The sequence below is a fragment of the Bradyrhizobium sp. FW305-F6 genome (assembly GCF_058782905.1).
Genome location: NZ_JBYSYD010000001.1, coordinates 1,273,405 through 1,298,462, shown reverse-complemented (window position 1 = coordinate 1,298,462; position 25,058 = coordinate 1,273,405). Strand labels below are relative to the sequence as shown.

The following is a 25,058-nucleotide window of genomic DNA, read 5'->3' as shown; positions in this document are numbered from 1 at the left end:
GGAACGTTGACCCGTCGGGCAAAACACTGGCATGATGGCATCGTCGCGGTCTCGTGGTCAGGGACGCGCCTTCAGGCGAAATAGCCGTGCAGAAGCCATCCCGCGGCGATGCCGCCACCGTCGCGGCGGCAGTCGGCGCCGAGGCGCCGATCCCCTTGAAGCTCGATCGTGCCTCGATGAGCGATATCGCTCATGCGTTGGTCAACGGGCATGTCACGGCATCGGCGCTGGTCAAAGCCTATCTCGCGCGCATTGAAGCCTACGACCGCGATGGGCCCAAGCTCAACGCGGTCCGCGCGCTCAATCCTGACACACTCGCGATCGCGGGTAGGCTCGACGGCGTCAAGCCGTCGGCCAGTCGGCCGCTGGCCGGCATCCCGATCCTGGTGAAGGACAACATCGCGACCGGCGACGAGTTGCCGACGACCGCGGGCTCGCTGGCGCTGGAAGGCGCGCATGCGCGGGCCGATGCCACAACCGTCAGGCTGCTGCGCGAGGCCGGCGCGGTGATCCTCGGCAAGGCGAACCTGACCGAGTTCTCCAACATGCTCGCGGTCGACATGCCCGCCGGCTATTCGTCGCTGGGCGGACAGGTGAAGAACCCCTACGCGCCGGCGCTGGTCGGTGATCACGGTATCCCGGTCGTGCCGCCGGGCGGATCGAGCGCCGGCTCGGCGGTCGCAGTGGTGGCTGGCCTGTGTGCGGCCTCGATTGGCACGGAAACTTCGGGGTCGCTGTTGTGGCCCGCCAGCCAGAATGGCCTTGTCACGGTCAAGCCGACCGTCGGGCTGATCAGCCGCGCCGGCATCGTGCCGATCGCGCACCGCCAGGATACCGCAGGACCGATGACGCGAACGGTACGCGACGCGGCGCTGCTGCTCAACGTGCTCGCGGCGCGGGATACGCTCGACCCAGCCACGCAAAAGCAGCGGCGGCCGGCCGATTACACCGCCGGCCTGACGCGCGATGCGATGAAGGGCGCGCGGATCGGCGTCCCGAGCGACCCCGCAGATCCGCTGAACGACTGCTATTACGGCAAGTTGCCACCAACGTCGGCCAAGCTGATGGCCGAAGCGATCCAGGTGCTGGAAGACCTCGGCGCCGTCATCGTGCGTGCCAGCATGCCGACAGCGGGCTGGATCGGCGGGCCGGGCACGACGATGGCCGTGCTCAACCGCAATCCGCTGAGCGAACACAAGGGCACCGTCGCACGACCACCGGTCGTGTTCCTCTACGAGCTGAAGCACGACCTCAATCTGTATCTGAAGGAGTGGGCGGCCAACACGGACGTCAAGACCATGGCCGACATCGTGGCCTTCAACGAGAGGAATGCGGGCAGGGCGCTGCGGTTCGGCCAGGACCACTTTCTCGCCGCGGAGATGACCAGGGGCGATCTCAGCGAACGCGAGTACAGATCCGCGCGCGCCATGGACCTGCTCTCGGCCAAGACGCGCGGCATGGATGCCTACATGAACCGGCACAAGCTCGATGCGGTGCTGTTCCCCGGCGCCACGGGTGCGTCGATCGCGGCCAAGGCAGGTTATCCCAGCGTCATGGTGCCGGCAGGCTTCGTCTCGGGGACGGCCGACGGCAAGGACACGCCCGACTATCCGCTCGGCGTCACCTTCGCAGGCCGCGCCTGGAGCGAGCACAAGTTGCTGGGTCTCGCCTACGCTTATGAACAGGCCTCCGACTTGCGCAAGCCGCCGCCCGGTTTGCCGGCGCTCTGAAGATAGGGCCGCGCACCTTCGTTCTGGAAGAAGTCACGCGCGAACCAATCGGAGGTCTGTCTTTGGAACTGATGCGGCGCGGTTCCGCTCGCGCAGCGGGAGTGCGGGCGCTGAGCTGACAAGCCGACGAGGGAGCTCACCCATCAAGCCCGCTTTCCGGTTCCCCGCTAGATCGATCGCTGGTGTTGCTGCCGCGTGGCAACGATCCGTACTTACACGATGCTCGCCAGTTAGGTTTCGTCAACCAAGCTGAACAACGATGTCCGGACCTGTCAACCTTTGCTTGCCGGAGCAAATATGCGCCTCACTGTCAAAACCACTCTTCTCAGCATCCTTTCTCTTCTCGTCGTCCTGATCATGGGACAGGCGTGGATGGCACTCTCCCGCGCTGCGGCGATTAATGCGAACGCAGAAGATCTCGCTACGAGCTGGTTGCCATCGACCAAGGCGCTTGGCGACGTGAAATACTGGACAGCGCGGATCCGAGTCGTGGCCGGCCGTCTCTTGATGACGAGTGATCCGTCGGAACGCAACACGGCGGAAATGCAGCTAGCTCAATTTCAGGTCAGTTTAGCTCGTGCCGTGAAGGCCTATGAACCAACCATCGTCTCGGCGGAGGAGCAGGCGCTGTGGAACAAGTTCCAGGAGAAGTGGAAGCGCTACTTGACCGACCAGGATCAAACCCTGAGGATTTGGGCGAGCGAGCCGGCCAAGGCGATCAGCGGGTTCAATGGGCCCAGTAACGCCCTGTTTGCCGAAGCCCAGGACGCGATCGATACCGACGTCGAGTTCAATGAGAAGGGGGCCGCCAAAGCCGTCGCCGACGCGCGAGCGACCTACGCTGCGGCAAAGATGGCCACGTTCGCATTCGCCGGCCTTGCGTTACTGATAGGTCTCGCGTCAGCAGGCTTTGTCCTGGTGCGCATGACATCGCCGCTCCAGCGCTTGAACGGCACGATGCGGGTCATTGCCGACGGGAAGCTGGAGACGGACGTCGTCTACACTACGCGCAACGACGAGATCGGCGACATGGCCAAAGCGCTGCTCGTGTTCAAGGAAAACGGGCTACGCATCCGCCGGATGGAGGAGGAGCAGAAGGCCAGCGAGCAGGCCGATGCGAGGCGCCGCAAGCAGGAAATGTCCAAACTCGCGGACGAGTTCGAACACGCCGTCGGCGAGATCGTGGATGCGGTGGCATCGGCGTCGACCGAATTGGAAGCCTCAGCGAATACCCTGACCCATTCGGCGACCCGGGCCCAGGAGGTGACGACGACCGTCGCCGCTGCCTCGGAACAGGCTTCCGCCAACGTCCAATCAGTGGCGAGCGCGACCGAGGAATTGTCGACCTCGGTCAACGAAATCGGCCGGCAGGTGCAGGAATCGGCGCGCATGGCCGGCGAGGCGGTCGGTCAGGCGCGTAACACGATGAACCAGGTCGGCGAGCTGTCGCGGGCTTCAACCCGCATCGGCGATGTGGTCGAGCTCATCAACACAATTGCCGGGCAGACCAACCTGCTGGCACTGAATGCGACAATCGAGGCGGCGCGCGCCGGGGATGCCGGCCGGGGTTTTGCCGTGGTTGCTTCTGAAGTTAAGGCGTTGGCCGAGCAGACCGCGCGGGCAACCGGGGAGATCGGGCAGCAGATCACCAGCATCCAGGCTGCGACGCAGGAGTCGGTTATCGCAATCAAGAACATCAGCGGGACGATCGAGCGTCTTTCGGAGATATCCTCCACCATCGCAGCGGCCGTGGAGGAGCAGGGCGCCGCCACGCAGGAAATCGCGCGCAATGTCCAGCAGGCCTCTCAGGGAACTCAGCAGGTCTCGTCCAACATAGTTGACGTGCAGCGGGGTGCCACGGAGACGGGCGGTGCCTCGAGCCAGGTGCTGTCTTCGGCGCAATCGCTCTCCGCTGACAGCCACCGGCTGAAGGCGCAGGTGCAGAGCTTCCTGAGCACGGTGCGTGCCGCTTGACGTATCGCGGATGGCGCCCGCTGTTGCCGGACGCCATCCATCCATTCAATCCACTTCAATCCGGTGTCGAAATGAGCAACGTCACGACCCTGAGACCGAGCGATCCTCTGTTGCAACACCGTCTGATCGCAGCCGACCTCATCACGCAGAGCGAGGAGACCAGGCAAAAGGCCAACAAATACGCCGAATGCTTTGCCGGTCTCGAATCAGTCATCGACAGCCTGAACGGCGCCAAGCGGCATGGCTATCGGATCCGCTTCCGCTCGCTCCAAAGCGAGTTGAAAGCCGCAATCGACGAGTTGATGACTCTGGAGGGCGAGCTCATCGACATTCGCCGATATCTGGCACGGCAAGCGGCAGTGACGACGAAACGCGCGCCGTCAGACGCGGAGGCTCTGCCTGCGAAGGTCGCTGGGCAACATCCCGTAGGTCTTCCGAAAGGAGCGGCTGAAGTGGGTCAGGTCTGAAAAGCCCCAACCGAAGGCGATTTCACTGACGGGGCGATGTGCCTGGCCCGGATCCTCGAGCGCCTGGCGGCATCGCGCCAGGCGCTTGGCCTGAACGAGGCGCATCAGCGAACTGCCCTCTTCGGCCAGGAGCTTGTTGGCATGGCGGACGCTGATACCAACCTGCTCGGCGATCCCCTGCGGGCACAACGCGGTGCTTTGCAGCCGAGCCTCGATTGCCCGGTGAATGCGCCAAATGAGCTGGGCTTTGCCGTTCGTCGCCCGAGGAGAGTCTCCGCTCGCGCCGAGCGAGAGCGCGATCTGCTCAAGCGCGTGTGTTCCGATGGTTTCTTCGCTTGTGCGGTCGAGTGTGCCATTGAGCTTCGGCAGGTTGGCAGCAAACAGCAACGTAAGATGATCCTGCGGTCGCATCGGCGTGATGCACCGGCCCGCAATGTCCAGGTTCAAGCCCAGCCTCGCCTCGAGTTCCGTACGCGGAACCTTGAGGATCGCCATGGAAGATTGTTGGGGAAAGTCCACCGTGTGCGGGATGCGCGGATCAACGCATAGCAGCGAGCCCGGTTCTGCGGCAACCCGCCGATCGCTCTGCTCCAGCAGAATGCGACCCGCAAAGGAGCAAAACAGCAGGATCACATTGGGATCAGACTCGGCGGCTTGCCGGGTTGTACATGTGGCCCGCACCGGCGAATTGCGCGATGTAACGAGGCCAAGCGGCCCCACACGGCCGATCGACAGTTCGGCTGCGAAATTCTCGCGATCAGAAGACCAAGCGTCGTGATCCGCGACCCGTTCGCTTGTTGCTGCGTGCCAGAAGGCGAACCGGTCTCGCCGGTGCACCCCGGCGGTGGAGAATGCAAGCTCCATCACTCTTTTTCCGATTCCTCCTTGGCCGAACGATTGGGCCGAGCAGGCCGAGCAGGAGAAGGTCTCTCCGGCTAGGCTGAATGCCACGACCAACGCCCACTACGATCGGCGGCGCGCCGCTCGTTCTTTGGCACGAGGCTTATGCCCAACGCGAGACGTAATTCTACGGATGCGGCTGATGCCGGAGCGCCCGCGAGGCTCGTGCTGGTTCTGGACGATGAGCCCGCAGTTTGTCAGGCAGTATCGGCAGTGCTGTCGAGAGCCGGCTTCGAGGTGGATTGCTGCAGCGATCCTCTCTCATTCGTCGAGGCGTCCATCAAGAAGGCTCCAGCTTGCATCCTCCTCGACGTGGTGTTGCCCGAGGTTTCCGGTCTCGACATTCTCGGTGAGCTCTGCAGCAAGGGCTGCCGTGCGCCGGTCCTGATGATCTCGGGGGAAAGCAATGTCGCCACCGCGGTCCAGGCCTTGAAGAATGGCGCGACGGATTTCATCGAGAAGCCATTCCGCGGCAGTGAGCTTGTCTCACGCGTCACCGCTGCGTTGGATGCACCGCGCCAAAAGGCGACGCGTGCAATCTTTCATTTTCCCAGCCGCCCGCCATTGACGTTGCGCGAGCAGGACGTGCTCGCCGAGCTGATTGGCGGGCAATCGACGAAAGAGATCGCCACCCGACTCTGTCTGAGCCCAAGAACCGTCGAGAGCTATCGAGCCAACATCATTCGCAAGGTCGGCGCAAGAAATCCTGCCGATCTGGTTCGCCTTGCGATCATTGCGCTGAGAAGGTGACTTGCCGCTATCCCGGCCAAGCTCAAGCCGCCGCTTAAGTTAGCGGCGCCTTGGAGTGCACTATGCGGGCGCAGGTCTGTGCCTAACCGATAGCGGACGCGCCGTACTGCCCTGGGGCCGTCCGCGTTGTGACCCTTGCGGACAGATCGAAATCCGGACAGACCGAATGGCCGAGACGAGAAGCACTGCGGCCCGGCTAGGGAAGTCCCTTTGTCATCGTGAAGGGATTGAACCCACGTTCCGCGAGGGCGGCCCACGAAGCTGCGCCAAGATGTGCCAATCGGAAATAGTAACGCGGCTTGCTCGGGTCGGTGTCCAACACGAACCCCGTCGGTAAGGCGCGGACCGTCGTGGCATAGAACCCACCATCGGGCGACCTCTGGGATTTGACGACAGCGATCATCGAGTCTGCCCTCTCGGTCTTGCCGAGCAATTTCATCAAGAGAGCGAATTGGCCGGTCCCTTCGGTCCACACACCGTCCCGGTCTTCACCGTAAGAAAAGCCTCCGCCGACACTCATTCGCTGTTCAGCGGTCGTCATCGCCGATGCGAATCTCCCGGCCGCTCCGCGAAGTGCTGTTAAAGGCCAGATCTGGGCATCCAGAGCCAGAATCGGATTATGTGTGACACCGTCGTCAGCGGTCCCTGCGGCAAAACAGGCACAGCCCGGATTCCACATCGTAGTTACGAAGTACTCGGCAACATTTGCTTTTTCGCGCCAGCGCGAATCGCCTGTACGGATCGCAAGAAGGCCAAACGCGGCGGCGAGGTCGGTATTGTGTTCAGTCGATTTCCACGTCCGCACCTCCGGCGTCGGTTCGTGCCCGAACGTACCACCCGTGAAACCGCCAGTCCCGCGCGTATCGGCCCATTGCGCGACCCAGGCGCCAAGCCGTGCTGCACCATCGCGGAACCGCGAGCCGGTGTTGACGTCATCGAGCGACAGCAACGCCAACATGGCCCATGCCAAGTTACCGACATCGCTGCCCACCTGATATCGGTCCTCCAACCATTTGTTTTGAGTATTGTCCCACCATCCTGGAAGTTTGACGGGGCCGTTCGCCACAGCACCCGCGGCGTAAGCGTTCCTGAGGCGGCCATCATGCCAGGTGCGGTCGTTGTCGATGGCCCAGAGAATCGCCGAGCCAATTCGATACGCCTTGTCTCGCTCGCCGCAACCGACCAACGCGATGACGGCTACCGCATTGTCGTAGAGGTAGGCCGCGGCATGGAGGGGCCCCGATTGGACGGTCGGATAGCTTGGCAGGAACAGTGGCCCAGATGGTGATGTCTTGTCGATCAGGCCAGCGAGGTATCCGCACGCTGACGTTTCCGGTGTTGCTTGAGCCCGGAGTGAAGTGGCAACCATAATGATTGTGAAGGTCGCTACGATCCGTACCAAGGTTGCTGTTCGGCCCACTTGCTGTTCTCCCGGTGGACGATGGTCCTATTTATGCCCAGCGGGCCACATCTGAAGGGCCGATCTGTGAAGTTGTGCTTCGCGTGCCGGAAGCGCCGGTTACCGAAAAGCTGTGGCAACCACTGAGTTATTGCCCAAAAAGAAAGGGCCAGCGTGTAGCTGACCCCTTCTGCAGCACTGTAGCAGTAATGAAAGCGCTCACTTCTTGCACTTCTTGGCCGACTCTTTGTCTGCGTACGGTCCACAATTGTAGGCGTTGTTCAGTTCGTCCATCGTCTGCGGCCAGCTATCCATGGAGCCCGCCCGGGCACCACCCTGGGTCGTGCCGCCGCTTTTCAGCTGCTGGGAATGACGTGGGTCTGCTTGTGCATCAACCGCGAAAGATGCGGAGAGAAAGCCGGCTGCAAGAAGGCCGACGATCAGCGTCTTGGTAATCATGGTTTCGTCCTTTTGGAGTTCGAGTTCAGCACCCGTTGGTGGCTACGCAAAGCGGACGCGTTCAAAGATCAGCGCTCAGCGAGCGCCCGGTCGATGATATTTCGTGACGACAGTCACGTAGGGGCGCACGGCTATCCCATTTGAGAGTTTCCCCTGTGGCCATCCTTCGAGACGCCCGCCGGAGGCGGGCTCCTCGGGATGAGGTCCGAGTGCGCGGCAGCAGTTCCAACGGGCACTGACGCTGATCAGCCTCATCCTGAGGAGGCGCGTTGGCGCCGTCTCGAAGGACGAGGCGTGCGCACAGACCGCCGCCACAAGTCGTATGCGATGGCCCTGCGTACGGACGAGAGGGTGATGAGACACCAGAGAGTGTCGGCGATCTCGAATGGTGACGTTTTCAGCGGAGACGCTTCACGATCTGCGAGCTTGCTCCGTGTTCCGTCGCATCTCCGAGCTCCGCTGGAAGCATCGGTGAGGGGTTTGAATACCGCTGCCACCTAGAGTCCTTGAACGTTTGGAACTCTCATGCGTTACTCCATGCGTGACTCGGCGGATGACGGCGATGCGCCGTCCGCCATGACGATGCGGTGACGGAGTTCGGCTCTTGCTCAGACTTTACAGGTGGCCGTCCGGCGACTGGCACGGCATCGCCGAAATGCCCTCGCAGATCATCTGGGCCGACCTGCTCAACGCCACCGAGGATGAAAAGCAGTTCGTCGAGCGACAGCTCGGCATCCGCATTCCCTCCGAGGAGTCGCTCAGCGAGATCGAGGCGTCGAGCCGCCTGATCCTCGAGCACGGCACACTCTATCTCAGCTCGCCGGCGGTCCGGGTCAACGAGGCGGGCGAGGCGGAGATCACGCCGGTGGGGTTCGTGATCGGTCCGCGCGTGCTGGTGACGGTGCGCTTTGCAGAGCTGCCGATCTTCGACGACATCGGCAAGCGGGTCGGCTCCGACGACAGCCTCGAGAACGGCATGTGCGTGTTCACCAGCCTGATCGAGGCCATGATCGACCGGGGTGCCGATGTCCTGGAGCATCTCGGCGTCAAGGTCGATCAGCTGTCGCGGAGTGTCTTCAAGGGTGGGTTGGTGCGCACCGGGCGGTCGCTGCGCTCCAGCCGCAGGATGCGGGAGGCGCTGGAGAGCATCGGCGAGCTGGCCGACCGGCTCGCCAAGGCGCGCGATGTCCTGCTCGGGGTGGGCCGGATCGCCTCGTTTGCCGGTGACGTCGGCAGCGAATGGATCACGGCTTCGTCAAAGAAGCGCCTCGAAGCGGTGTCGAAGGACGTCGTCTCGCTCAGCGACTACGAGACGCGATTGTCCGACAAGATCCAGCTGCTGCTCGATGCGGTGCTCGGCTTCGTCAACATCCAGCAGAACGAGCTGTTCAAGATCCTGACCATCGTGTCGGTCGTCGGCGTGCCGCCGACCATCCTGGTCGGCATCTGGGGCATGAACTTCAAGCACATGCCCGAGCTGGACTGGACCTTCGGCTATCCGCTGGCGTGGCTCGCGGTCATCGCCAGCGGCGTGCTGCCGCTGATCTGGTTCAAGCAGCGCGGCTGGCTCGATTGATAGCCGGTTTCGTAGGGTGGGTTAGGCTCGCGGCTGCGCGAAGCGCATCCGCGAGACGTAACCCGCCGTCGGTCTCGGCGCAGTGACCGCAGCGGTGGGTTACGCCTTGCCGACCGCGCTTTGCGCGGCCGCCAAGGCTAACCCACCCTACACATGCCGTTGCTCGTCAGATCATGCCGCTTTGGCCTCGACGCTGCTAATCCAATCGCGGGCCAGCGTCACGTCGGCTTGCGACAATTGATGGCCCGCCGGCAGGATCTTGTGGGTCACCTTTGCGCCGGCGTCCGACAACAGCGCTGCCAGCCGTGCCGAATTGCTCGCCGGGACGATCGGATCGGCCTGGCCGGAGAGCAGCAGTACCGGCTTGCCGCCGAGTGCCACCTTCGGCGGATCCGACAACGGCACCATCGCGCGCAGCAGGATCGCGCCGGCAAGCGTCTCCGGCTGCAGCAGCAAGAGGGCTGCTGCGATGTTGGCGCCATTGGAGAAGCCGACCGCGACCGGCGCGGCGATGCCGTAGCGCTGCCGCGCCTCGCCGACGAACTGGCCCAGCTCGCGCGCGCGGCGGGCTACGTCCTCCTCGTCGAACACGCCTTCGGCGAGGCGGCGGAAGAAGCGCGGCATACCGTGCTCGAGCACGCGGCCGCGCGGCGAGAGCAGGGCGGAGCCTGATGAGACCATCTTGCCGAGCCCGAGCAGGTCGTTCTCGTCGCCGCCGGTGCCATGCAACAGCAGGAGAGGAGGGGAGCCCGCGCTGGTGGCGGGCTCGAAGCGATGGATGAAGGCGGTTTCGGTCATGACGCGGTCTCTTCCAGGTTCGGCAGCACGCCCTCGATCTGCTTGCGATGCTGCTCGAGGAAAGCCGGCAGCTTCAACTCGCGGCCCAGGCTCGCGACGGGCTCGTCGACCGCAAAGCCGGGGATGTCGGTCGCGATCTCGAACAGCACGCCGCCGGGCTCGCGGAAATAGATCGAGCGGAAATAATTCCGGTCGCGCTGCTCGGTCGGGTGCAGGCCGTGATTGCTGACGAGCTTTTGCGCCATGTTGCCCTGCTCGGCATCGTCAGCCGCGCGGAAGGCGATGTGGTGCACCGAGCCGCCGCCTTGATGGCCCCGCAGGAAGCCCTTGGCCTCGTAGATGTCGACCACGCTGCCTTCGACATCGCCTGATACCTTGAAGCGGATCACGGAGCCTTCGCGGCCGGTTTCCTTGAAGCCGAACACGTCGGTGAGGACGGCGGCCGTCTTTGCCGCGCTGTCGAGCAGCAGCGTCACGCCGTGGAAGCCGCGGATCGCATGCTCGGCCGGCACGTCGCCATTGCTCCAGCCGGGCTCGTTCTCGGCGCCTGATACGCCGACCAGCGCGAGCGCCATGCCGTCAGGGTCGGTGAACGGCAGCACGGATTCGCCGAAGCGCTTCTCCAGCGCCTCATACGCGATACCCTTTTCGGTGAAGCGCTGCGTCCAATAGCCGAGCGAGCGCTGCGGCACGCGGAAGGCGGTCTGATGGGTCTCGCCGACGCCGCGGCGGCCCGAGGGCACGCCGGCCCAGGGGAAGAAGGTCAGGATCGTGCCGGGGCGGCCGGTCTCGTCGCCGTAATAGAAATGATAGGTGCCGGGATCGTCGAAATTGACCGTCTTCTTGACGAAGCGCAGGCCGAGATCCCTGGTGTAGAAGCCGAAATTGCGGATCGGGTCGCCGGCAATCGCGGTGACATGGTGCAGTCCAGACATTGTCATCCTCCAAAAATTGGGGAGCGCTTTGCTCTGGTCGGAAATATTGTTCTGCTTTGGATTGGAGACAATCCATGCGATTATGACGGCTATGTCTACGTTTTGGAAACAATCGCCGGGGCCGGCCCTTGGATAAGCTGGGCAGTCTCCGCGCCTTCGTGAAGGTGGTCGAAAGCGGCAGCTTTGCCGAGGCCGGCCGGCAGTTGCGGCTGTCGCGCTCGGCGATCAGCAAATACATCGCCGACCTCGAAGGGAGCCTCGGCGTGCAGCTGTTGAACCGCACCACGCGCCACGCCAGCCCGACCGAGAACGGCCAGCGCTATTTCGAGCGCGCGGTCGTGATCCTCTCGGAGATCGAGGCGGCCGACCAGGCGGTGAGCCAGGCCCAGTCGGCGCCGCGCGGGCTGCTGCGCGTCAACGCACCGATGTCGTTCGGCACGATGCGGCTCGGGCCGGTGCTGGCCGATTTCATGGCGCGCCATGGTGAGCTTCAGCTCCAGGTCGTGCTGAGCGACGACCTGCTCGACCCCGTGCAGGACGGCTTCGATGTGACCTTGCGGATCGCGGAGCTGGAATCCTCCAGCCTGATCGCGCGAAAGATCATGCCGGTGGCGCGCATGATCTGCGCCTCGCCGGATTATCTCGCGCGCCACGGCACGCCAAAGCACCCGCAGGACCTGCGCGAGCATGCTTCGCTGACCTACGGCTTCCTGCTCACGGGCAATCAGTGGAAGCTCACAGGTCGCGATGGCGATCACTGGATCCAGCCGGCCTGGTCGCTTTGCGTCAACAATGCCGAAGTGCTCCGCGACGTCGCGATCAAGGGCAGAGGGCTGGCGCTGCTGCCGGAGTTCATCGCGGCTGACGCGTTGAAGAAGGGCGAGCTGCGGACGGTGCTCGACGACTATTCCGCGCCGCCGCTTGCGCTGTACGCAGTCTATCCGCCGACGCGGCACCTGTCGCTTAAGGTGCGGCTGTTCATTGATTTTCTGGTGGAGCGGTTCGGGCGGGAGGACATTCTCGCCTCTCGCTAACGCAGCAGCGTGAACGCTTCCGCGCTTCGGCGGTGCTCCCATTCCGCCTGCTCCAGCTCGGGCCGGTCGCACTCGATTTCGGGATAGCCGATGCAGAGATAGGCGATGAACTTCCAGCTGTCGGGCACGTCGAGAATGGCGTGCATGCGCACAGGATTGAGGATCGACACCCAGCCGAGGCCGATGCCTTCGGCGCGCGCGGCGAGCCACATCGCGGTAATGGCGGCGACCACGGAATACTCCGTCGTCTCCGGCATCGTCGCGCGGCCGAGGCCGTGGCCGATGTCGCTGGCCTTGTCGGCGAACACGGCGAGATGGGCAGGCGCCTGTTCGAGGCCGGACAGCTTCAAGGTGGCGTAGCGCGCGGCGCGGTCGCCGGAATAGCAGCTCAGCGCGTCGGCATTGCACGCCTTGAAATCCTCGATCACGGCGCGGCGCGTTGAGGCATCATCGACGATGACGAAGCGCCAGGGCTGGCTGAGGCCGACCGACGGAGAAAGACAGGCAGTCTCGATCAGGCGTTCGATCGCGCCGTCCGGCAAGGGATCGCTGCGGAAGCGGCGCACGTCTCGGCGCCACACGAACAGCTCGCGCAGATGCCGGCGAAAGTTGTCGTCGAACTCGACCATGACGTCATCGCACCATCTGGTAGGAGGCGGCGACCAGCAGGATCAGGATCTCGCCTGTTTGCTCGAACGCGCCGAGAATATCGCCGGTCTGTCCGCCGATCTGTCGGACGGCGAGCCGCGCCAGCAGCAGTCCGCCGAGCGATACCAGGATCAGCCCGACGAACGTCTTGGCCGGCCCCAACGCCAGGGCAACCACGAGCGTTCCAATCACGCAAGCGATGGCGACGCTGCGGCCGGGCGGCGATCCTGCGCCGGCCGACAGACCATCGGTCCGCGCCGGCGGGACCAGTGACATGAAAGCCGGCACACCCGCGCGGGCCACAGCATGCGCGGCGCACAGCGCGAGCATCACCGCCCAGGGATCGGCGATCGTTGCGAGCGCGCTCCAGCGCAGGCCGAACGACAGGATGAGCGCGCAAGTCCCATAAGTCCCGATCCGGCTGTCGCGCATGATCTCGAGCCTGCGTTCGCGCGTGCGACCGCCGCCGAGCCCGTCGGCCGTATCGGCCAGCCCGTCCTCGTGCAGCGCGCCGGTGACGAGCGCAGTCGCGGCCAGCGCGAGCAGGGCGGCCAGGCTCGGCGTCAGTCCGAACCGGCTGGCGATGGTGTAGGCCAGGGCGCCCGCAAGTCCGACCAGCAGCCCGGCAACGGGCAGCGCCCAGGTCGCGCGCGCGATCGCGCCGTCGCCGGCGGGCTTCTGCGAAGCAACGGGAACGATCGTCACGAAGGAGACCGCCATCCGGATATCTGCGACGATATCCTTGAGACGCTCGGCGCGCGGCGTCATTTCAATTTCATCGGCAGGCCGGCGACGACGAACTCGACCTCGTCCGCAGCGGCCGCAATGGTTTGGTTCATGATCCCCGCGGCATCGCGAAAGCTGCGCGCCAGCGCATTGTCGGGCACGATGCCGAGCCCGACCTCGTTGGTGACGAGGACGACGGGGCTCTCGAGCTTGATCAGGGCGGCGGCAAGCGCGTTCACCTCGCGCTCCCAGTCGCGCCCGGCGTGCATCAGGTTGGAGAGCCAGAGCGTCAAACAGTCCACCAGCCGTGCGCCGCCGCCATCGGTTGCGATTAGCACCTGAACCAGATCGAGTGGAACCTCGCGTTCGACCCAGTCCGTTCCGCGGCGAGCGCGATGCTTGGCAATGCGTTCCGCCATTTCGCCGTCGAGCGCCTCGGCCGTCGCGATATAGACAGGACGGCCGGGAAAGGCCCGCGCACGCTTTTCCGCGCGCGTGCTCTTGCCCGATCGTGCTCCGCCCGTGATCAAGATGACGGCCATGAAGGTCTCCTCAAGGGCCTGACTAATCACCAAACGGAGCCAAAGACAAAGGTGAAATCAGCCGGTGAGGGGCTTGCGCTCCGGCTTCGCTTTCCGCAACAGGGGCGGGACAGGAGGCCGGGCGTGAGCTTTGCGGGTGCGATGGTGGTGGCGATGGCGGTGGATGCGCTTCTGGGCTGGTCGTCGTGGCTGTTCGCGCGGGTCGGCCATCCCGTCACATGGGTCGGGTGGCTGATCGGCGCCATCGATGCCGCCTGGAATCGCGCCTCCGATCCGCCGGCCTTGCGCCGGGCTGCCGGCGTCGCCGGTGCGGTCGCGGTGATCGCGCTCTCCGTGGCGCTCGGCTGGATCGTTCAATCGGCGCTGCCGCCTGGATGGCTGCAGATGGCGGTGGTCGGAATCCTGGCCTGGCCGCTGGTCGCGCTGCGCTCGCTGCATGATCATGTGGCCGCCGTCGCCACGCCCTTGCAGGCTGGGGACATCGCTGCGGCGCGCGAAGCGGTCTCGCGCATCGTCGGCCGTGATCCCGCGGCGCTCGACGAAGCCGGCATCGCGCGCGCGGCGATCGAGAGCCTCGCGGAAAACGCATCCGACGCAATCGTGGCCCCCGTGTTCTGGGGCGCGCTGTTCGGCCTGCCGGGGATCGTCGGCTACAAGGCCATCAACACGCTGGACTCCATGATCGGCCATCGCAGCGAACGGCATGAGGCCTTCGGCTGGGCCGCGGCGCGCATCGACGATGTCGCCAATCTCATTCCGGCACGCCTGACCGGATTTCTGTTCGTGATGCTGGCGCCGCGACGATCGGACGCGCTGGCGTGCATGACGCGCGATGCGCGGCGGCATCGCTCCCCGAATGCCGGCTGGCCGGAAGCGGCGATGGCCGGCGGGCTCGGCGTGCGGCTCAGCGGCCCCCGCATCTATCGCGGCAGCATCACGAGCGAGCCCTGGCTGAACGAAGGCGCGCGCGATCCGCGCCCCGCCGATATCATCGAGGCGCTGACGGTCTATCGCCGCGCCATGCTGCTGGTCGCAGGCCTGCTTGCGATCCTGGCCTTCGCGTGAAACAACGGGGCATGCGCGAGCACGGTGGAAATCTCGATCTGGCACAGCGGCGTTTCGGCGGACGCGCTGAAGACTGGATCGATCTGTCGACCGGGATCAACCGGGTGCCTTATCCCGTAGGCGAGCTGAGCTCGCATGCGTGGAATGCGCTGCCGTCACGGGCCGAGATCGAGGCGCTGCATCAGGCCGCGCAGCACGCCTACCGGACGAGCGCACCAATCGTTGCGATGGGCGGTGCGCAGGCCGCCATTCAGTTGTTGCCGCAACTCGCGCCGCCCGGTCGGGCCCGGATCCTGGCGCCGACCTACAATGAATATGCGGGGGTGCTGTCGGCCGCTGGCTGGGATGTCAAGGAGGTCGCAGAGCTTGAGGCCCTGCCGGGCGCGGACCTCGCCATTGTCGTCAATCCCAACAATCCCGACGGGCGCTGCAATTCGCCGAAGGAGCTGCTGGCGCTGCTGCCACGCGTCGGCCGGCTCGTGGTCGACGAGAGCTTTGCGGATGCTGTTCCAGCCTTGTCGCTTGCGCCTGAGGCGAATCGGCCGGGACTGTTGGTGCTGCGCTCGTTCGGAAAGTTCTTCGGCCTTGCCGGACTGCGGCTTGGCTTCGCGACCGGTCCTGCCGCCGACATCGACAAGCTCGCGGCGGCGTCAGGTCCATGGCCCATCTCAGGCGCAGCGATCGAAATTGGCTGCCGTGCCTTGCATGATGAGGCCTGGGCCGAGGCGACGTCGGCGCGGCTCGCGCGCGACTGTGTCCGGCTCGACGAGATGGCACGAGCGCAGGGGTGGCGGCTTGTCGGCGGCGCGTCACTGTTTCGGCTCTACCAGACGCCGGATGCGCTTGCTGCGCAGGAGAGGCTCGCGCGCAGTCACATCTGGTCCCGCGTCTTCACGCAACAGCCGACATGGCTGCGGCTTGGGCTTCCCGGCAGCGAATCCGAATGGACGCGGCTTGCTGAGGTCTTGGCGCCTGATGAACATGCGCCTGGTTGCGCCGACGGTGGTGCGCTCCCTCGCCCGCTTGCGGGAGTGGGTCTCTCCGCAAGGGGACAATTCCCAAGCGGAGAAAGCCCTCACCCGGCGCTTTGCGCCGACCTCTCCCGCAAGCGGGAGAGGTGACGAGCCCCACGTCCACCTGTTCAGTATCCAACCATTCCACGCTAGCGCGCTAGCGCGAGCAAGCCTTCGACGTCGAGATGCGTCTCGATGTGATCGGCCAGCGCATCGAGCGCGCTCTCGATCCTGGCGTGATAGGGCTCGTCGCCTGCGGGAATATCGAGCTTGGCGAGATAGGCCCTGCGGAAATCGTCCGACGTGAACAGGCCGTGCAGATAGCTGCCCTGCACGCGGCCATCGCCCGAGACCGCGCCCTCCGGCTCCCCGTTCACCTTCGCAAATGGCCGCGCGCGATCGGGGCCGTCGGTGCGGCCGATATGGATTTCATAGGCTTCGATAGCCTGCTCGGTGGCAGCATGCACGGCGGCAACGCGCGTCAGTGTCTTCTGCGGGCTCATCACCGTTTCCACATCCAGCAGCCCGAGGCCCGGCGTATCGCCGGCAGGGCCCTCGATGCCATCGGGATCGGCGACGCTGCGGCCGAGCATCTGATAGCCGCCGCAAAGGCCGAGCACGTGGCCACCCCGGCGCTGGTGCGCGAGCAGGTCGATGTCCCAGCCCTGCGCGCGCAGGAAGGCGAGGTCGCCGCGGGTGGATTTCGAGCCGGGGATGATGACGAGCCTGACATCGCCGGGGATCGCTTCGCCCGGACGCACCATGATGAGATCGACGCCCGGCTCGAGCTTGAGCGGATCGAGATCGTCGAAATTCGCGATCCGCGACAGCGCCAGGCACGCGATCTTGCATTGGCCCGGCTTGCGCGCATCGCGCAGGCCGAGCGCGTCCTCGGCCGGCAGCTCGCCGGCGCGCGGAAACCAGGGCAGCACGCCGAAGCCGCGCCACGACGTTTTCTGCTCGATCAGCCTGTAGCCATCGTCGAACAGCGTGGGGTCGCCGCGGAACTTGTTGATGACGAAGCCCTGGACCATCGCGGCATCATCAGGGTCGATCACCGTCTTGATGCCGACCAATTGGGCGATGACGCCGCCGCGGTCGATGTCGCCGATCAGCACGACCGGCACGTCGGCTTTGCGGGCAAAGCCCATATTGGCGATGTCGGCCTTGCGCAAATTCACCTCGGCCGGGCTGCCGGCGCCCTCGACCAGCACCAGATCGGCGCGCGCCTTCAGGCGCTCGAAACTCTCCAGCACCGCACCCATCAGCGACGGCTTCATCGCCGCATAGTCGCGTGCACGCGCGGTCGCGATGCGCTTGCCGTGAACGATGATTTGCGCGCCGACATCGGTCTCGGGCTTGAGCAGCACCGGGTTCATGTCGGTGTGCGGCTCGACGCCGGCAGCGAGCGCCTGCAGCGCCTGCGCGCGCCCGATCTCGCCGCCATCGACGGTCACCGCCGCGTTGTTCGACATGTTCTGCGGCTTGAACGGCAGCACGCGCAAGTCCCGTCGCGTGAACGCGCGCGCAAGGCCGGCGACGATGAGCGATTTGCCCACGTCCGAGCCGGCCCCCTGGATCATCAGTGCACGTGCCATCGGGATCTCAGAACTCGACGCCGGCCTGCGCCTTGATGCCGGAGCGGAAGGGATGCTTGACCAGCGTCATCTCGGTGACGAGGTCGGCGATCTCGATCAGCTCGTCCTTGGCATTGCGTCCGGTGAGCACGACATGCGTCATCGGCGGCTTCTGCGTAGTCAGGAACTCGACCACCTCGGCGATGTCGAGATAGTCGTAGCGCAGAGCGATGTTGATCTCGTCGAGCACGACCATCCGCAGCCGCTCGTCGAGGATCAGTTCCTTGGCTTTCTCCCAGCCGGCGCGCGCGGCCGCAATGTCGCGGGCCCGATCCTGCGTCTCCCAGGTAAAGCCTTCGCCCATCGCGTGGAACTGGCAGAGATCGCCGAAATGGCCGGTGAGGAGGCGCCGCTCGCCGGTGTCCCAGGCGCCCTTGATGAACTGCACGACCGCGCAAGGGAAGCCATGCGCGACGCAGCGAACGATCATGCCGAAGGCGGAGGAGGATTTTCCCTTGCCCGCGCCGGTGTGGACGATGATCAGGCCTTTTTCGCCGCTTTTGGTCGCCATGATCTTGTCGCGGGCGGCCTTCTTCTTCGCCATCTTGGCGGCGTGGCGGGCGTCACTTTCGTCGGCTGTTTGAGTGTCCGGTTCAGGCGTCATCGATCCCGGTCCTTCGGCTTGACAAGTGGCGGCCACCGGCAAATGGTGGCCTGACGTTGGTTCCTGTCCTATGACAGGCGAAGAGGGAATGCGATAGGGTCCGAATCGGCAGGATTTGGCTCCAAAATGCAGCCGCCCCCGCGACCGTGACCGGAGAGATGCCCGAAGCCACTGAGTCCCCAAAGGGAATCGGGAAGGCGGGGATCGAAGGGCGAAAACCCTGCTCCGCAAGCCGGGAGACCTGCCAGCGCGGACGATTTTGAACCGGCGGACGGGGTGTTCCGCGACGGGGAAACGGACCTTCTGCGGAATGGTCCGTGTGCCTCATCGCCTCCCGCTGTTTATGGAAGAGGCGAATGACCGTCACACTTCACGTCTGCATCACCTGCCGCGCCGGCGCGACGCTCGGCGAGGGCGAAACGACGCCCGGCAAGCGCCTGCATGGCGCGATCCTCGAGGCCGGTGTGCCCGACGGCGTCAACGTGGTTCCCGTCGAGTGCCTGTCGGCGTGCAGCCAAGGCTGCTCGGTCGCGCTCAGCGCGCCGGGCCGCTGGTCCTATGTCTATGGCCGCCTGTCGGAGACGAATGCGCGCGATGTGGTCGCGGGCGCTGCGGCTTATGCCGCCGCGCCTGATGGCCTCGTGCCCTGGCGCAGCCGCCCGGAGATCTTCCGCAAGCAGTCGCTTGCCCGCATTCCCCCCATTGCCGTCGTGCCGGAGGCTGCCGAATGAACTCGCTCGCAAAAGTTCCGGTCACGGTCGTCACCGGCTTCCTCGGTTCCGGCAAGACCACGCTGATCCAGCATCTGCTCGCCAATCCCGGTGGCAAGAAGCTCGCGGTGCTCGTCAACGAGTTCGGCAGCGAAGGCGTCGACGGCGAGATCCTGAAATCCTGCGCGGACGCCAACTGCCCGGAGGAGAACATCGTCGAACTCGCCAATGGCTGCATCTGCTGCACCGTCGCCGACGATTTCATTCCGACCATGGAGCAACTCTTGGCGCGCCCGGTGCGGCCCGATCACATCCTGATCGAAACCTCGGGCTTGGCGCTGCCGAAGCCGCTGCTGAAGGCGTTCGACTGGCCGGAGATCCGCTCGCGCATCACGGTGGACGGCGTAATTGCGCTGGCCGACGCTGAAGCCGTCGCCGCCGGCCGCTTCGCGCCGGATCCGGCTGCGGTGGAAGCGCAGCGCGCGGCGGACGAGAATCTCGATCACGAGACGCCGCTGTCGGAGGTGTTCGAGGACCAGATCGCCTGCGCCGACATCGTGCTGCTGACGAAGGCGGATCTTGCCGGCGCGGCGGGAATCGAAGCCGCCAGGGCTGCGATCACCGCCGAGATGCCGCGCCGGGTGCCGATGCTGCCTGTCACCGATGGTGCGATCGATGCGCGCGTCATTCTCGGCCTCGGCGCCGCCGCCGAGTACGATCTCGCCGCGCGCCCCTCGCATCACGACGGCGAGGAGGAGCACGAGCACGACGATTTCGCCTCCGTCGTGATCGAGCTTCCGGAGGTCGCCGACATCGACGCGCTGGTCGCATCGGTCCAGAAGCTGGCGCGCGAGCAGAACGTGCTGCGCGTCAAGGGCTACATCGCTGTCGCCGGCAAGCCGATGCGCCTGCTGCTACAGGCCGTCGGCGAGCGCGTGCGCCACCAGTTCGACAGGCCCTGGGGCGCAGGTGTCAGGCAGTCGAAGCTCGTCGTGATCGGCGAGCATGGCGATATTGATGAGGCCGCGATCAGGTCAGGACTCGGTATCTGATGCACGTCGTTTTCCGCGAGAGCCGTGGTCTTGAGGAGACCGCGACGCCAAGAGACATCGGCCAGGACCCGGCCGATCTCGTGGTGCTCTCGTATTCGGATTCCGACCTTGCCGCGTTCGCCGCCGGCTGGCGGCGTGGCCGGAACAGCCTGCCGTCGCTGCGGCTCGCCAATCTTGCCGAGCTCCGGCATCCGCTGTCGGTCGACACCTATGTCGAGCGCACGCTGTCGCAGGCGCGCGGCATATTGGTGCGCCTGATCGGCGGGGAATCCTATTGGCCGTACGGGCTTGCCGCGCTCCAGCAACTCGCGCAAGAGCGCAACATCGTGCTCGCCGTGCTGCCGGCGGACGGCCGCGACGACACGCGGCTGGATGCCTTCTCGACCCTGCCGGTCTCGACGCTGCGGCGGCTCAAGGTGCTCTGCGACACCGGTGGCCCGGTCGCGGCGCAAGCCGCGATCGCGCAGCTTGCGCTGGCCTCGGGGCTTTATGCCGGACCGGTCATCGGCGAGATGACCGTGCCCGAGATGGGCTTCTACGATCCCGTGCGGGGTGTCATCGCGGCGCGGGCGGGCGGCGAAGGCAAGCCGCGCGCGCTGGTGACATTCTATCGCTCCTATCTCACTGCTGCGGACACTGGCCCGGTCGACGCTCTGATCGCCGCGCTGCGCGAGAAGGGCTTTGACGCCTGCGGCCTGTTCGTAACGTCCCTGAAGGCACCCGGCGTCGCGGATTGGCTGCGCGCGCATCTTGCGCAGGATCCCCCAGCTGCGATCGTCAATGCGACGGCGTTCTCCGCGCTGGGCGACGATGGCACGACGCCGTTCGATGCCGCGACGTGCCCCGTGTTCCAGGTCGCGCTCTCCACGGCGCGGCGCGAGGACTGGGCTACCTCGCTGCGCGGCTTGTCGCCCGGCGATCTCGCCATGCACGTGGTGCTGCCCGAAGTCGATGGCCGCCTGTTCGCCGGCGTGGTGAGCTTCAAGTCGGCGGCGATGCGCGACCCCGATCTGCAATTCTCGCATCTGGCGCATCGGCCCGACGAGGAGCGTGTGAACGCTGTCGCCGCACGCGTTGGGGCCTGGCATCGCCTTGCGATGACGCCCGCCGGCGAGAAGCGGCTTGCGATCGTGCTCTCGAACTATCCGGGGAGGCCGCACCAGATCGCACATGCGGTCGGGCTCGACGCGCTGGCGTCGGTCGAAGCGTTGCTGTCCGATCTGGCGGCAGCCGGCTTCGAACTTGCGCCGGTCGATGCGCTCGGCGAGACGCTGTTGAAGCAGCACTTAGTTTGGAATGTCGCCGACTATCGCGCTGCGCTTTCGCACCTGCCGCAATCCTTGCAGGACGATCTCGCGCAGGCTTGGGGCGCCCCGGAGAGCGATCCGAGCTGCCGCGACGGCGCGTTTCACTTCGCGGCCATTGCGTGCGGCAAGTCGATCATCGCGGTCCAGCCCGAACGCGGTGATGCAACGACGCGCGATGTTGACTATCACGATCTCGCCCGCACGCCGCGCCACGCCTATGTCGCATTCTATCTCTGGCTCCGGGAGCAGGGGATCGACGCTCTTGTGCATATGGGCGCGCACGGCACGCTGGAATGGCTGCCCGGCAAATCCGTGGCGCTGTCCTCGACCTGTTGGCCGGAAGCTTTGATCGGCACTCTCCCGGTCGTCTATCCCTTCATCGTCAACGACCCTGGCGAGGCCGCGCAGGCCAAGCGGCGGATCGGAGCCGTCAGCATCGGTCATCTGCCGCCGCCGCTGGAAACGTCCGCGGTGCCGGAAGGCCTGCGCCGGCTCGAACGGCTGCTCGACGAATATTCGACCGCCGATGGTCTCGATCCCTCGCGCCGCCAGCGGCTGATCGCGGCGATCCGCGACGAGGCGCGCGCGGCGGGCCTCGAAGACGATCTCGGCCTCGATGCCCTGGCAGCACCGGCCGAAGCGATTCCGCGGATCGACCGCTTCGTCTGCGACCTCAAGGAGAGCCAGTTCGGCGACGGCCTGCACGTGTTCGGCCGCGGCGCCTGTGGTGATACGGAGCGGGGCGCGCTGCTGACCGCGCTGGCAGGCCGGCGCGTTGCGCCGGGCCCGTCCGGCTCGCCCTATCGCGGCCGCACCGACGTGTTGCCGACCGGGCGTAATCTCTTCGCCGTCGACCCGCGCGCGGTGCCGACGCCGTCGGCGCATGCGCAAGGCATCAAGCTTGCGGAAGAGCTGCTCCGCCGTCACTTGCAGGATCACGGCGACTGGCCGAAGGGCCTCGTGGTGGATCTCTGGGGCTCGGCGACGATGCGCACCGCGGGCGAGGAATTTGCCATGGCGCTGCATCTGGCGGGTCTCGCGCCGCGCTGGGATCACGCTTCCGGCCGCGTCAGCGGCTACGACATCATCGCCCTGGCGGAGCTCGGCCGTCCGCGCATCGACGTCACGCTGCGCGTATCGGGCCTGTTCCGCGACGTCTTCTCGGGTCTGGCGCAATTGTTCGAGGCGGCGTCCGAGGCGCTCGCGGGCCGCGAGGACGAGGGCGATGACAATCCGTATCGCCATCGCGCCGCGCGCGTGTTCGCCCCGCGGCCGGGACAATATGGCGTCGGCCTCTCGGCGATCCCGGATGCGTTCACGCCGGAGACGCGTGAGGCCGCCGGCGAGGCTTGGCTCTCGGCCTCGTCCTGGGCTTTTTCGACCGGTGGCGAGATGCAGCTGGATCGCGCCGGCATCGAAGCGCGGCTCGCATCCGCCGATGCCTTCGTCCATATCCAGGACTTGCCCGAAACCGATCTGCTGCTCGCGGCCGACTATGCCGCGCATGAGGCCGGCATTGCAGCCGCTGCAGCTCACCTCGGTGCAGGCGCGCCGTCGCTCTATCATCTCGATGCGACGCGCCCCGAACAGCCGCAGGCGCGCACGCTGACGGAGGAGATTTCGCGCGTCGTTCGCGCGCGCGCGGCCAATCCGGCCTGGATTGCCGGCATGATGCGTCATGGCTTTCGCGGCGCCGCCGAGATCACCGCGACGCTGGAGCATATGGCGGCTTTCGCCCATCTCGCGAGTGCCGTGCCGCCGCATCTGTTCGATCTCTATTTCGATGCCACGCTCGGTAATGACGACGTTCGCGCCTTCATGGCCCGCGAAAATCCGTCCGCCTTCGCCGCGATGGAGAGCTGCTTTGCGCGCCTGCATGACGCGGCGCTGTGGCAGACGCGCCGCAACTCGATCGCCGCAGCACTGCGGGAGGCCTCATGAGTGCGGCCTCGGTCAAGGGCTGGTGTCCCGGCGCGCTGCGCCCGATGCTGTCGGGCGACGGGCTCGTGGTGCGCGTGCGTCCGTTCGGGGGACGGCTCGAAGCTGCGCAAACCGCCGGGCTGGCCGAACTCGCCGGGCGGCACGGCAACGGCCTGATCGATGTGACCAGCCGCGCCAATCTCCAGATCCGGGGCGTCAGCGAGCAAAGCCATCGGCCGCTGCTCGACGGCCTCGCGCAATTGGCGTTGCTCGACCCCGACGCCGAGATCGAAGCCAGGCGCAACATCCTGGTGACGCCGTTCTGGAGCAGCGGCGACGAAACGCAGGCACTCGCGGCCGAGCTGGAGGAGGCGCTTGCCGAGTCCGGCCTCGCGCTTCCCACCAAGTTCGGCTTTGCCATCGATGACGGGCGATCGCGCGTGCTGGCCGGCGATTCCGCCGACATCCGCATCGAGCGTGATCGCGCCGGCCGTCTCCTGGTGCGGGCCGACGGCGCAAGGCTCGGTCGCTCCGTCGCACGCGGCCAAGCCGTGAGCACGGCACTGGCTCTGGCAAGCTGGTTCATCATTTCGGGCGGCGCGCGGAACGGGCGCGGGCGCATGGCAGCCCACATCGCATCCGGCGCCGCGCTGCCTCAATCGCTGCGCGGCGAGACCGAGCCTGCGCCGGTGATGGCTGCCGCGCGGCCCGGTCAATATCCGCAAGGCGCGATGGTCGGCGTGGCGTTCGGGCAGATGCTGCACACCACGCTGCATCAGTTCACCGGTTGCGGACATGCACTGCGCGTGACGCCGTGGCGCATGGTGCTGAGCGAAGGCAAGCGCGAGATGCCGAGCGGCGTGGGCCTGATCACCGAGCCGTTCGATCCGGCGCTGCGCGTCATCGCCTGCAGCGGCGCGCCGCGCTGCCGCGAAGCCCATGCCGACACGCGAGCGCTGGCCGCGGCGCTGGCGCCGCGCATCGCCGCCGACGCACGGCTGCACGTCTCCGGCTGCGGCAAGGGCTGCGCCCATTCCGGTGCGGCTGCGGTTACGCTGGTTGCGACGCATGCCGGGTTCGATCTCGTTCGCGGCGGCTCGACGCGGGACGAACCGGTGCTGCGCGGCCTGAACGGCGCCGACATCGTCAGCGATCCCTCGATCCTCGTGGGAGGCAACTGATGCCGCACACCTACGAGACCGACGGAGCGGCGATCTACCGGCAATCCTTCGCGACCATCCGGGCCGAAGCCGATCTTGCGCGCTTCACGCAAGACGAGGAGCCGGTGGTGGTGCGCATGATCCACGCCGCCGGCATGGTCGGCCTGGAGGCGCATATCCGCTTCACGCGGGGCATGGCGACAGCCGCGCGCGCGGCCCTGCAGAAGGGCGCGCCGATCCTGTGCGATGCGCGCATGGTCTCAGAGGGCATCACGCGCACAAGGCTGCCTGCGGCCAATGCCGTCATCTGCACGCTCGGAGACGAGTCCGTTCCTGCGCTCGCGCAATCGATGCGCAACACACGGTCGGCCGCGGCGCTGGAGCTGTGGCGGCCGCATCTCGAAGGCGCGATTGTCGCGATCGGCAACGCGCCGACCGCCCTGTTTCATCTGCTCAACATGCTCGAGGACCGGGATTGCCCGCGGCCCGCGGCGATCATCGGCTGTCCTGTCGGCTTCGTCGGCGCGGCCGAGTCGAAGGCCGCGCTGATGGCCGATCCGCCGGCACCTTCGCTGACGGTCTTGGGCCGTCTCGGCGGCTCCGCGATCACGGTTGCTGCCGTGAACGCGCTGGCAAGCCGGAGCGAATAGCC

The 25,058-nt window shown here is 66.0% G+C and carries 23 protein-coding genes and 1 riboswitch; of the genes, 13 read left to right on the top strand and 10 right to left on the bottom strand.

The features are described from left to right. Positions 1-86: 86 nt before the first annotated feature. From AC3WLX_RS06280 to AC3WLX_RS06270, 3 genes are all read left to right on the top strand, one after another. Positions 87-1,730, top strand: a complete 1,644-nt coding sequence (locus tag AC3WLX_RS06280; protein WP_492335132.1) for an amidase family protein — start codon at positions 87-89, stop codon at positions 1,728-1,730. A gap of 297 nt (positions 1,731-2,027) precedes the next feature. Next, positions 2,028-3,704, top strand: a complete 1,677-nt coding sequence (locus tag AC3WLX_RS06275; protein ID WP_492335131.1) for a methyl-accepting chemotaxis protein — start codon at positions 2,028-2,030, stop codon at positions 3,702-3,704. 23 nt (positions 3,705-3,727) lie between these two features. Further along, complete coding sequence (locus AC3WLX_RS06270; RefSeq protein ID WP_492335130.1) at positions 3,728-4,171, top strand: hypothetical protein; 444 nt, start codon at positions 3,728-3,730, stop codon at positions 4,169-4,171. Here AC3WLX_RS06270 and AC3WLX_RS06265 read toward each other — a convergent pair. Further along, complete coding sequence (locus tag AC3WLX_RS06265; RefSeq protein WP_492335129.1) at positions 4,085-5,035, bottom strand: helix-turn-helix domain-containing protein; 951 nt, start codon at positions 5,033-5,035, stop codon at positions 4,085-4,087. The genes AC3WLX_RS06270 and AC3WLX_RS06265 overlap by 87 nt on opposite strands. A gap of 201 nt (positions 5,036-5,236) precedes the next feature. Here AC3WLX_RS06265 and AC3WLX_RS06260 point away from each other — a divergent pair, with 201 nt between their 5' ends. After that, positions 5,237-5,821, top strand: coding sequence for a response regulator transcription factor (locus tag AC3WLX_RS06260; RefSeq protein ID WP_492335128.1), 585 nt, complete (start codon positions 5,237-5,239; stop codon positions 5,819-5,821). Between the two features lie 196 nt (positions 5,822-6,017). On the opposite strand, the gene AC3WLX_RS06255 is transcribed toward AC3WLX_RS06260, so the two are convergent. Both AC3WLX_RS06255 and AC3WLX_RS06250 read right to left on the bottom strand, forming a co-directional pair. Continuing rightward, a complete protein-coding gene (locus tag AC3WLX_RS06255; RefSeq protein WP_492335127.1) occupies positions 6,018-7,241 on the bottom strand; it encodes a hypothetical protein in 1,224 nt (407 codons plus the stop codon). Positions 7,242-7,439: 198 nt separating this feature from the next. Beyond that, the gene (locus AC3WLX_RS06250) at positions 7,440-7,679 is read right to left on the bottom strand and encodes a hypothetical protein (protein WP_291624629.1); all 240 of its coding nucleotides are present in this window, start codon (positions 7,677-7,679) and stop codon (positions 7,440-7,442) included. Positions 7,680-8,283: 604 nt separating this feature from the next. On the opposite strand from AC3WLX_RS06250, the gene AC3WLX_RS06245 reads away from it, so the two are divergent. Beyond that, positions 8,284-9,255, top strand: coding sequence for a magnesium transporter CorA family protein (locus AC3WLX_RS06245; RefSeq protein WP_492335126.1), 972 nt, complete (start codon positions 8,284-8,286; stop codon positions 9,253-9,255). A 171-nt stretch (positions 9,256-9,426) separates the two neighbouring features. Here AC3WLX_RS06245 and AC3WLX_RS06240 read toward each other — a convergent pair whose 3' ends face one another. Continuing rightward, entirely contained in the window at positions 9,427-10,053 is a 627-nt protein-coding gene (locus AC3WLX_RS06240) for an alpha/beta hydrolase (protein ID WP_492335125.1), read from the bottom strand. Next, complete coding sequence (locus AC3WLX_RS06235) at positions 10,050-10,988, bottom strand: ring-cleaving dioxygenase (protein WP_492335124.1); 939 nt, start codon at positions 10,986-10,988, stop codon at positions 10,050-10,052. Before AC3WLX_RS06235 ends, AC3WLX_RS06240 begins: the two co-directional genes overlap by 4 nt. 128 nt (positions 10,989-11,116) lie before the next feature. Here AC3WLX_RS06235 and AC3WLX_RS06230 point away from each other — a divergent pair, with 128 nt between their 5' ends. Further along, positions 11,117-12,022, top strand: a complete 906-nt coding sequence (locus AC3WLX_RS06230) for a LysR family transcriptional regulator (protein ID WP_492335123.1) — start codon at positions 11,117-11,119, stop codon at positions 12,020-12,022. Here AC3WLX_RS06230 and bluB read toward each other — a convergent pair. From bluB to cobU, 3 genes are read right to left on the bottom strand one after another with little or no spacing between them, the layout of a single operon-like run. Beyond that, positions 12,019-12,651 carry a 5,6-dimethylbenzimidazole synthase gene (gene bluB, locus AC3WLX_RS06225; RefSeq protein ID WP_492335122.1) on the bottom strand — a complete coding sequence of 211 codons (633 nt, stop codon included), beginning with the start codon at positions 12,649-12,651 and terminating at the stop codon, positions 12,019-12,021. The genes AC3WLX_RS06230 and bluB overlap by 4 nt on opposite strands. Positions 12,652-12,655: 4 nt before the next feature. Next, positions 12,656-13,438, bottom strand: coding sequence for an adenosylcobinamide-GDP ribazoletransferase (gene cobS, locus AC3WLX_RS06220; RefSeq protein ID WP_492335121.1), 783 nt, complete (start codon positions 13,436-13,438; stop codon positions 12,656-12,658). Beyond that, complete coding sequence (cobU, locus tag AC3WLX_RS06215; RefSeq protein ID WP_291631380.1) at positions 13,435-13,938, bottom strand: bifunctional adenosylcobinamide kinase/adenosylcobinamide-phosphate guanylyltransferase; 504 nt, start codon at positions 13,936-13,938, stop codon at positions 13,435-13,437. The genes cobS and cobU overlap by 4 nt, the downstream gene beginning before the upstream one ends. A gap of 123 nt (positions 13,939-14,061) precedes the next feature. Here cobU and cbiB point away from each other — a divergent pair, with 123 nt between their 5' ends. Further along, positions 14,062-15,003 carry an adenosylcobinamide-phosphate synthase CbiB gene (gene cbiB / locus AC3WLX_RS06210; RefSeq protein WP_492335120.1) on the top strand — a complete coding sequence of 314 codons (942 nt, stop codon included), beginning with the start codon at positions 14,062-14,064 and terminating at the stop codon, positions 15,001-15,003. 11 nt (positions 15,004-15,014) lie between these two features. Continuing rightward, positions 15,015-16,124, top strand: a complete 1,110-nt coding sequence (gene cobD, locus AC3WLX_RS06205; protein ID WP_492335119.1) for a threonine-phosphate decarboxylase CobD — start codon at positions 15,015-15,017, stop codon at positions 16,122-16,124. A gap of 41 nt (positions 16,125-16,165) precedes the next feature. On the opposite strand, the gene AC3WLX_RS06200 is transcribed toward cobD, so the two are convergent. Both AC3WLX_RS06200 and cobO read right to left on the bottom strand, forming a co-directional pair. Beyond that, on the bottom strand, positions 16,166-17,614 hold the full coding sequence (locus AC3WLX_RS06200) for a cobyric acid synthase (protein WP_492335118.1): 1,449 nt from the start codon (positions 17,612-17,614) through the stop codon (positions 16,166-16,168). Between the two features lie 7 nt (positions 17,615-17,621). Beyond that, entirely contained in the window at positions 17,622-18,257 is a 636-nt protein-coding gene (gene cobO, locus AC3WLX_RS06195) for a cob(I)yrinic acid a,c-diamide adenosyltransferase (protein WP_492335117.1), read from the bottom strand. Positions 18,258-18,297: 40 nt separating this feature from the next. Next, positions 18,298-18,520, top strand: a riboswitch (cobalamin riboswitch). Positions 18,521-18,613: 93 nt separating this feature from the next. Between cobO and AC3WLX_RS06190 the strand changes: the two genes are divergently transcribed. From AC3WLX_RS06190 to AC3WLX_RS06170, 5 genes are read left to right on the top strand one after another with little or no spacing between them, the layout of a single operon-like run. Next, positions 18,614-18,988 carry a DUF1636 domain-containing protein gene (locus tag AC3WLX_RS06190; protein ID WP_291632012.1) on the top strand — a complete coding sequence of 125 codons (375 nt, stop codon included), beginning with the start codon at positions 18,614-18,616 and terminating at the stop codon, positions 18,986-18,988. Beyond that, positions 18,985-20,019, top strand: coding sequence for a cobalamin biosynthesis protein CobW (cobW, locus tag AC3WLX_RS06185; protein WP_492335116.1), 1,035 nt, complete (start codon positions 18,985-18,987; stop codon positions 20,017-20,019). Before AC3WLX_RS06190 ends, cobW begins: the two co-directional genes overlap by 4 nt. Then, complete coding sequence (gene cobN / locus AC3WLX_RS06180; RefSeq protein WP_492335115.1) at positions 20,019-23,267, top strand: cobaltochelatase subunit CobN; 3,249 nt, start codon at positions 20,019-20,021, stop codon at positions 23,265-23,267. The genes cobW and cobN overlap by 1 nt, the downstream gene beginning before the upstream one ends. Continuing rightward, a complete protein-coding gene (gene cobG / locus AC3WLX_RS06175; protein WP_492335114.1) occupies positions 23,264-24,427 on the top strand; it encodes a precorrin-3B synthase in 1,164 nt (387 codons plus the stop codon). Before cobN ends, cobG begins: the two co-directional genes overlap by 4 nt. Beyond that, a complete protein-coding gene (locus tag AC3WLX_RS06170; protein WP_492335113.1) occupies positions 24,427-25,056 on the top strand; it encodes a precorrin-8X methylmutase in 630 nt (209 codons plus the stop codon). The genes cobG and AC3WLX_RS06170 overlap by 1 nt, the downstream gene beginning before the upstream one ends. Positions 25,057-25,058 lie beyond the last annotated feature (2 nt).

What these genes read in the sequence shown, in the direction of transcription:
- AC3WLX_RS06275 (WP_492335131.1), top strand. Translation starts at nt 2,028, where the DNA reads ATGCGCCTCACTGTCAAAACCACTCTTCTCAGCATCCTTTCTCTTCTC.
- AC3WLX_RS06265 (WP_492335129.1), bottom strand. Translation starts at nt 5,035, where the DNA reads ATGGAGCTTGCATTCTCCACCGCCGGGGTGCACCGGCGAGACCGGTTC.
- AC3WLX_RS06250 (WP_291624629.1), bottom strand. Translation starts at nt 7,679, where the DNA reads ATGATTACCAAGACGCTGATCGTCGGCCTTCTTGCAGCCGGCTTTCTC.
- AC3WLX_RS06240 (WP_492335125.1), bottom strand. Translation starts at nt 10,053, where the DNA reads ATGACCGAAACCGCCTTCATCCATCGCTTCGAGCCCGCCACCAGCGCG.
- AC3WLX_RS06235 (WP_492335124.1), bottom strand. Translation starts at nt 10,988, where the DNA reads ATGTCTGGACTGCACCATGTCACCGCGATTGCCGGCGACCCGATCCGC.
- bluB (WP_492335122.1), bottom strand. Translation starts at nt 12,651, where the DNA reads ATGGTCGAGTTCGACGACAACTTTCGCCGGCATCTGCGCGAGCTGTTC.
- cobS (WP_492335121.1), bottom strand. Translation starts at nt 13,438, where the DNA reads ATGACGCCGCGCGCCGAGCGTCTCAAGGATATCGTCGCAGATATCCGG.
- cobU (WP_291631380.1), bottom strand. Translation starts at nt 13,938, where the DNA reads ATGGCCGTCATCTTGATCACGGGCGGAGCACGATCGGGCAAGAGCACG.
- cobD (WP_492335119.1), top strand. Translation starts at nt 15,015, where the DNA reads ATGCGCGAGCACGGTGGAAATCTCGATCTGGCACAGCGGCGTTTCGGC.
- AC3WLX_RS06200 (WP_492335118.1), bottom strand. Translation starts at nt 17,614, where the DNA reads ATGGCACGTGCACTGATGATCCAGGGGGCCGGCTCGGACGTGGGCAAA.
- cobO (WP_492335117.1), bottom strand. Translation starts at nt 18,257, where the DNA reads ATGACGCCTGAACCGGACACTCAAACAGCCGACGAAAGTGACGCCCGC.
- AC3WLX_RS06190 (WP_291632012.1), top strand. Translation starts at nt 18,614, where the DNA reads ATGACCGTCACACTTCACGTCTGCATCACCTGCCGCGCCGGCGCGACG.
- cobW (WP_492335116.1), top strand. Translation starts at nt 18,985, where the DNA reads ATGAACTCGCTCGCAAAAGTTCCGGTCACGGTCGTCACCGGCTTCCTC.
- cobN (WP_492335115.1), top strand. Translation starts at nt 20,019, where the DNA reads ATGCACGTCGTTTTCCGCGAGAGCCGTGGTCTTGAGGAGACCGCGACG.
- cobG (WP_492335114.1), top strand. Translation starts at nt 23,264, where the DNA reads ATGAGTGCGGCCTCGGTCAAGGGCTGGTGTCCCGGCGCGCTGCGCCCG.
- AC3WLX_RS06170 (WP_492335113.1), top strand. Translation starts at nt 24,427, where the DNA reads ATGCCGCACACCTACGAGACCGACGGAGCGGCGATCTACCGGCAATCC.